Below are 7,534 nucleotides of genomic sequence, written 5' to 3' on the forward strand. Positions count from 1 at the left end.
TTGTGTGTTTGTGAACCGCAAAGATACTTTATAATGATCGAATAGGAAAACGCTATTTTAGTTTCGTTAAAACTTCTCTGGCAACGGCTTTGTATGCGGCCGAATGATCCGCATAATCCTTGTTTAGAATGATTTGCAGCTCGGGATGAATCCAGTCGTAATGATTTCCTAAGATGTATAAAGTTCTGATGGAGTACGCTTTTGCGGCTACTTTGGTGTCGTTTATGAGCCAGTCAAAAGAAGCTTCGATACAATGTTGAAGATTTTCTTCGGAAAGTAAAAGGCTGTTTTCGTTTTTTTTGTAATGTGATTTTACCAAAAGCTGAACGATTTTTGCAATCGGACGAATCGCGCTTTCGTCTTTTAAAATTTTAAGATTGGAGCAGAAAAAATCAAGATGAGGTTGAAGCCAGATCAGTTCTTCGTAAGAGACAAATTCTAATATCCAGCACGCTTTATGGTTGTTTTTGTCAAGTGGAGAAAAGGAGATAGAAATTAATTCTTTGAATTGATCCTTATTTTCTAAAACTTCCTGTGCAATTTTAAGTCGGTTTTCCCGGTAAGCTTTTAAATAATCAAGTTTTGATTGGAGTTCAGAGGACATTGGTTTGGGTTTTAAATACGCAACTAAAATAGGTAATTTAGTGTGAATACGAATAAGATTTGTAGGAATATTTATCAGTCATCATAAAGGTGAAACAGTATCGTTTAGTGTATTATTTAATGGAACAAAAGAAGCATTTTTTTTGCTTGTTATTTGTTAACGATGAGGTGGAAGCTCGGTTTTTTTTGAATTTGGTATTTTGGTCTTTTATGGATTGTTTTGGTTTTTGATTTGGTTTAAGGTTTCGAAGTATAAATGTTTAATCGGAATCGAAATATTTTAAACTAAAAATTTGTAATTAACTCAAGTTGCTGGTTGTAAAATGTAAAATGTAAAATGTAAAATGTGAAATGTGAAATGTGAAATGTGAAAGGGGAGTCTGAGAAATTCCACGTTTTTTATAACAACCAAACTTTAATGAATAGAATGCTTGCGAAAGTAAAAAATAATACTGTTTTCTATTTCATTGATTTAATATCTTACTTAGAAACTGAAAATGAAGCTGTAAAACAAAAAGTATCAAATTTCAGACTTACATTTCGCAACCCACAACTCAAAACTCATAACTAGCAACTTAAACTAATTGTCAAGCGATCACAAACAATCTGAAAAAAAATAACTCAGTGTGTATTTTGATACTGACCTTTGGTTGTAATTCTGTATCTTTGCGCATTATTTTAAATATAAAAATAATGATACAACTTCACGATAAACAATTTGTTCCGTTTATTTCGGCAAATGAAATTGATTTTGCTTTAACGAAAATAGTTGCACAAGTAGAAGATGATTTTGGAGATGAAACGCCAATTTTTATTGGAGTTTTGAATGGTGCATTTATGGTTGTCGCCGATTTTCTGAAAAAATATAAAAGCCCATGTGAGGTTTCATTTATCAAAATGGCTTCATATGAAGGAACAGAATCAACAAATACGGTTAAAGAAATAATAGGAATTAATCAGAATTTGTCCGGCAGGAGTGTGGTTCTTATTGAAGATATTGTTGATACGGGAAACACAATTGAGGAGTTAAAGACAATGTTTAAAGCGCAAAACGTAAAACATTTTAAGATTGCAACTTTGTTTTTTAAACCTGAAGCATATAAAAAAGACATTAAGATTGATTATGTTGGAATCAGAATTCCAAATAAATTCATTGTTGGTTATGGTTTAGACTACGACGGATTAGGAAGAAATCTGCCTGAAGTATATAAAGTAGCAGAATAAATTTTAAAACAAACACACAACTATATATTCATTTTAAACTTCTTTAATAGTAAGAAGTCAAGCAACACTCACACTTATTATGATTAACATTGTTTTATTTGGAAAGCCTGGAGCGGGAAAAGGAACTCAGGCAGAATTTTTAAAAGAAAAATACAAATTAACACATCTTTCAACCGGAGATATTTTTCGTTTTAATTTAAAAAACGATACAGATTTAGGTAAAAAAGCAAGAGTTTTTATGGATAATGGAGAGTTGGTACCTTGCGAAGTGACAACTGCAATGTTAATTGACGAAGTGAAAAAACATCCGGATACTGCAGGATTTTTATTCGACGGTTATCCAAGAACTTTAGATCAGGCTGAGGCTTTAGATAAATTCTTGCCAACCATTAATTCAAGCGTAACAGCAACAATCGCATTAGAAGCGGATGATGAAATTTTGGTAGCTCGTTTGTTAGAAAGAGGAAAAACAAGCGGAAGAGCTGATGATCAGGACGAGGAGAAAATCCGCGTGAGATATCAGGAGTACAATGAAAAAACTGCTCCATTGATTGGATATTATAAAACACAGAATAAGTTCCATGCTGTAAATGGTATTGGAACTATTGAAGAAATTACAGAACGATTAACGTCAGTTATAGATAATTTGTAGAAACTTTTTCCGGCTGTCGTTGCATCCCGAGGGTTTTGGGATATAAAAAACTATTTTTCCATACCATAAAATAAGCCTCTTCAGGTCGCTGTTTTTTGGGAGGAAAAATTAGTTTTTTTTAGCATTAAGCTTTTGATGACTTCCGGATGATAACACAATTGGACTATAAATTATAGTATAACGACTATTAAATAACGAATTAACTACAAATTGGAAATACTAATAATATTTTTTCTAATTCTATTAAATGGAGTTTTCTCTATGTCTGAGATTGCATTAATTTCGGCGAGGAAAAACAGATTGGAGACCGCAGCAAAAAAAGGGAATAAAAGTGCCAAAACAGCACTGGATCTGGCCAATTCTCCAAATAAATTTTTATCAACCGTTCAAATTGGAATTACCTTAATCGGAATTTTGACAGGTATTTATTCGGGAGATAAAATCACTATGGATGTTGAAATATTTGTAAGTGGATTTGGAGTTTTAAAACCTTATGCCCATTCGGTTGCAGTTGGTATTGTAGTAGTAGTTTTGACTTTTTTCTCTTTGGTTTTAGGGGAATTACTACCAAAACGTATTGGGTTGAATTACCCTGAATCTATTGCAAAAATGGTTGCAATGCCTATGAAAGTAATCTCGATTATCACGGCACCCTTTATTTGGTTGCTTACATCATCGACAGATTTTTTACTGAATGTTTTGCAAATTAAACCAACAGCAGACGGCAAGGTTACAGAAGAAGAAATTAAAGCCATTATTAAAGAAGGAACCGAAGGCGGAGAAGTTCAGGAAATTGAGCAAGATATCGTGGAGCGTGTTTTTCATATTGGTGACCGAAAGGTAAATTCTTTAATGACACACCGTAAATCGGTAGACATGTTGCCCTTGAATGCAGATAAAGCGAAAATAAAAGAGCTGGTTTTGCAGGATTTGCACACGGTTTATCCGGTATATAGCGAAAATTACGATGATATTGTCGGGATCGTAACGTTGAAAAATATATTTGCCAATATCGAAAGTGATCATTTCGATTTAGCGGCAATTATGATCGATGCTCCTTATTTAATGGAGCAGACAACAGCATACAAGGCATTAGAGAATTTCAAAAAAACAGGAATTCATTATGCGTTGGTTTCAGATGAATATGGTGTTTTTCAGGGTATAATTACCTTAAATGATATATTAGAAGCCTTAGTTGGTGATGCTTCCGACTTTTATAAAGATGAATTCCAGCTTGTAGAAAGAGAAGACGGTTCATGGATGGTAGATGGACATTATTCCTTACACGATTTCTTAACTTATTTTGAGTTGGACGAATTGACAAACGATTACGAGGTAAATACCGTGAGCGGGATGATTATGACGGAGCTTTCTCATATCCCAAAAGAAGGAGAGAAGCTGATCTGGCAAAAATTTGTTTTAGAAGTCATCGATATGGATGGAGTAAAGATTGATAAAGTGCTGGTAAAACCGCTAAAAGAGTAAAGAGAATTTGTTTCAGGTTTTATTTTGTTTCAGGTTTCAAGTTAAGTGTGTTATGCCATCTTGAAAACCTGAAACTTTAAACTTTAAACTATACATAAACAAAAAGAAAATGACAGAGGGAAATTTTGTAGATTATGTTAAGATATATGTTTCGTCCGGAAAAGGAGGAAAAGGATCTACACATTTACATAGAGAGAAATTTATTGAAAAAGGAGGTCCGGACGGTGGTGACGGAGGTCGAGGCGGGCACGTTTATTTAGTGGGTAACAAAGGTCTTTGGACATTGTTTCACCTAAAGTTCGCGCGACACGTAAAAGCAGGTCATGGTGGTGATGGAGGAGGAGACCGCAGTACCGGTGCCGACGGAGAGGATAAATTTATCGAAGTACCTTTAGGAACTGTTGTAAAGGATAAAGAAACGGGAGAAACGCTGTTTGAAATCACTGAGGACGGAGAGAAAAGAATCCTTTCTAAAGGTGGAAAAGGTGGTTTAGGAAACTGGCATTTCAGAAGTTCAACAAATCAGACTCCAAGATATGCGCAACCGGGTTTACCGGGAGTAGAAATGGATGTTATTCTGGAACTTAAAGTTTTGGCAGATGTAGGTTTAGTTGGGTTTCCTAATGCAGGAAAATCGACTCTGTTATCTGTACTGACTTCTGCAAAACCAAAAATCGCAGATTATCCGTTTACAACCTTGAAACCAAATTTAGGAATTGTAGCATACAGAGATTTTCAATCTTTTGTAATTGCCGATATTCCCGGAATTATTGAAGGAGCTGCTGAGGGTAAAGGATTAGGGCATTATTTCCTGCGTCATATCGAACGTAATTCAACTTTACTATTTTTAGTTCCTGTTGATACACCGGACATTAAAGCAGAATATGATATTTTGGTAAACGAATTAACCAAATACAATCCTGAGATGTTGGACAAAGAGCGTCTTTTAGTTATTTCGAAATGCGATATGCTGGATGATGAACTTAAGGCTGAGTTAAAAACAGAATTAGATGCTGCTTTCAAGGATGTTCCTTATATGTTTATTTCTTCTGTGGCACAACAAGGCTTAACGGATCTGAAAGATAAACTTTGGAAGATGTTGAACGAGTAAAAAAATACTACACTATTTAAAAGGTGTTCTGGAAACAGAACGCCTTTTTTGTTTTTGATACTGTTAATTTCGTAAAAAAGCGTTAATAATACTCGATGATACGCAGTTTTAAGAACCGGTACAGGTAGATAATTGCGAAAATGAGCTATATTCGCATTTCTTAAACAAATTGACATGAAAAAAATAATTTTATTCTTAACCATGTGCCTAATGGCTTTTCCTGTAAGAGCTGATGAAGGAATGTGGTTTTTGATGTTTATCGAAAGATTGAACCATAGAGATATGGAAAAAATGGGCTTGCAATTAACAGCCGAAGAGATTTACAGTATTAATCACCATAGTTTGAAAGATGCTGTTGTACAATTTAATGGAGGTTGTACAGCTGAAATGGTTTCTAAAAGCGGTTTGGTTTTGACCAATCACCACTGTGGTTATAATGCTATTGCAGAACTTTCGTCTGCAGAAAAAAATTATTTAAAAGATGGTTTTTGGGCAAAAGAAAAAAGTGCTGAGATGAAACCAAAATCATTGTACGTGCGTTTCTTCGTTCGTATGGATGATGTTTCGAAAAGAATTTTGTCTAAGGTAAATGATACTATGACAGAAACGGAAAGAAACAAAATTATTCAGCAAGAAATTGCTTTGATCGAAAAAGAAAACAATGAGGGAGGAAAATACACAGTTTCTGTTCGCTCGTTCTTTCAAGGAAATGAATATTACTATTTTGTTTACCAGGATTACACCGATGTACGTTTAGTGGGTACGCCTCCTGAAAGTGTTGGTAAATTTGGTGGAGATACAGACAACTGGGAATGGCCACGTCAAACCGGAGATTTCTCTATGTTTAGAGTTTACGCAGATAAAAACGGAAATCCTGCAGCTTATTCTAAAGATAATGTGCCTTTACAACCTAAACATTATTTACCGATAAGTCTTAAAGGAGTTAAAGAAAATGATTTCGCTATGATTTTGGGTTATCCGGGAAGAACAAACCGTTGGATGCCTGCAGGCGGAATTGAGCAAAACGTGAAATATGCTTATCCTGCTTGGGTTGAAGGTGCTAAAACCGGAATGGACCAAATGAAAAAGTATATGGATAAAGATGCCACTGTTCGTTTACAGTATGCTTCTAAATACGCTTCTACAGCCAATTACTGGAAAAACCGTCAGGGTATGATTGATGCTTTGACTAAAGCCGGAACTGCAGCTGCTAAAGAAGAACAGGAAGATAAGTTCTACGAATGGGCAACTAAACCGGCTAATAAAGAAAAGTACGAGAATGTAATTCCAACTATTAATGAGTATTACAGATCAACGAATGTAAAATCGACTCATGATAATTACTTAACGCAACTTATGCGTACTGCAAGTTATGCAAACGGACCTGCTACCTTAGGAAATGCATTAATTGCTTACTACAATGAAAACGATGCTAAAAAAGCGGAGATGTTGCCTAAGATTAAGGCGATGATTGAAAGTATTTATGAGGAATTCTATGCTCCACTTGAAAAAGATGTATTGACTGCGCAATTAAACTTATATGCTGCGAAAGGAGCTGAGTATGGTTTAGCACCGCAGATTGCAAAAATGAAAGCTTTGAATAATGGTGACTTTACTGCAGATGTTGCAAAGGCAACAGAAGTAAGTTACTTTACTTCTAAAGAGAAAGTACTGGCATTTATGGCTGATCCGAAACCATTAGCAATTGTACACGATCCGTTGTATATTATCTCTACTGATTTATTGACAAAATACCGTGCTAAATCAGATGATCAAATAAAATCAGAAGAGGCTTTTGCAATTGCTTACCGAAAATTGGTTGAAGGTTTAAGAGAGTCTAAGCTTAACGCAATTCAATATCCTGATGCCAATTCAACTTTGAGATTGACTTACGGAAAAGTTCGTGCTTTGCCGGAAGACAAACGCAACGATGCTAAAATCAACAATTATACAACCATGGAAAGTATGGTTAAAAAGTATAAAGCAGGAGATCAGGAATTTGATTTACCGGCAAGATTGTTAGAATTAAACAAAACCAAGGATTACGGGCAATATGCTGATAAAGCAGGATACATGCCAGTGAATTTCCTAACAGATAATGATATCACAGGAGGAAATTCAGGTTCACCGGTTCTTAACGGAAAAGGAGAATTAATTGGTGTTGCTTTTGACGGTAATATTGAAGCAATGGCCGGAGATGTTATCTTTGATTCTAAATTACAAAGAACGATTAACGTAGATATTCGTTATGTACTTTGGATTATTGATAAATATGCAGGTGCAAAAAATATTATTGATGAAATGACAATTATAAAATAATTTGTTTTTTTTTATAAAACTAAACCCGACAAGTTTCAAAACCTGTCGGGTTTTTTATTTTATTGTCTTGTCCTGAAAAAGGTTGACTACAATCCAATTAATTATGTCAACAGAAAGGAAAGTTCTAAAAAAAGTAATGC

6 protein-coding genes are annotated in these 7,534 nt (G+C 34.7%); 5 read left to right on the forward strand and 1 reads right to left on the reverse strand.

The features are described 5' to 3' along the window. Positions 1-52: 52 nt before the first annotated feature. Positions 53-604, reverse strand: coding sequence for a hypothetical protein (locus tag G3A47_RS21540; RefSeq protein ID WP_166926208.1), 552 nt, complete (start codon positions 602-604; stop codon positions 53-55). 692 nt (positions 605-1,296) lie between these two features. Between G3A47_RS21540 and hpt the strand changes: the two genes are divergently transcribed. From hpt to G3A47_RS21565, 5 genes are all read left to right on the forward strand, one after another. Then, positions 1,297-1,827, forward strand: a complete 531-nt coding sequence (gene hpt / locus G3A47_RS21545) for a hypoxanthine phosphoribosyltransferase (RefSeq protein WP_166926210.1) — start codon at positions 1,297-1,299, stop codon at positions 1,825-1,827. 79 nt (positions 1,828-1,906) lie between these two features. Further along, on the forward strand, positions 1,907-2,479 hold the full coding sequence (locus G3A47_RS21550; RefSeq protein ID WP_166926212.1) for an adenylate kinase: 573 nt from the start codon (positions 1,907-1,909) through the stop codon (positions 2,477-2,479). Between the two features lie 210 nt (positions 2,480-2,689). Continuing rightward, the gene (locus G3A47_RS21555) at positions 2,690-3,964 is read left to right on the forward strand and encodes a hemolysin family protein (protein ID WP_166926214.1); all 1,275 of its coding nucleotides are present in this window, start codon (positions 2,690-2,692) and stop codon (positions 3,962-3,964) included. 109 nt (positions 3,965-4,073) lie between these two features. Continuing rightward, entirely contained in the window at positions 4,074-5,075 is a 1,002-nt protein-coding gene (gene obgE, locus G3A47_RS21560) for a GTPase ObgE (RefSeq protein WP_166926216.1), read from the forward strand. A gap of 174 nt (positions 5,076-5,249) precedes the next feature. Further along, entirely contained in the window at positions 5,250-7,394 is a 2,145-nt protein-coding gene (locus G3A47_RS21565; protein ID WP_166926218.1) for a S46 family peptidase, read from the forward strand. The last annotated feature ends 140 nt before the right edge of the window (positions 7,395-7,534 follow it).

Source organism: Flavobacterium poyangense (assembly GCF_011751075.1).
GTDB classification, from domain to species: Bacteria; Bacteroidota; Bacteroidia; order Flavobacteriales; family Flavobacteriaceae; genus Flavobacterium; species Flavobacterium poyangense.

Coding starts and splice junctions, on each gene's coding strand:
- G3A47_RS21540 (WP_166926208.1), bottom strand. CDS start 604: ATGTCCTCTGAACTCCAATCAAAACTTGATTATTTAAAAGCTTACCGG.
- hpt (WP_166926210.1), top strand. CDS start 1,297: ATGATACAACTTCACGATAAACAATTTGTTCCGTTTATTTCGGCAAAT.
- G3A47_RS21550 (WP_166926212.1), top strand. CDS start 1,907: ATGATTAACATTGTTTTATTTGGAAAGCCTGGAGCGGGAAAAGGAACT.
- obgE (WP_166926216.1), top strand. CDS start 4,074: ATGACAGAGGGAAATTTTGTAGATTATGTTAAGATATATGTTTCGTCC.
- G3A47_RS21565 (WP_166926218.1), top strand. CDS start 5,250: ATGAAAAAAATAATTTTATTCTTAACCATGTGCCTAATGGCTTTTCCT.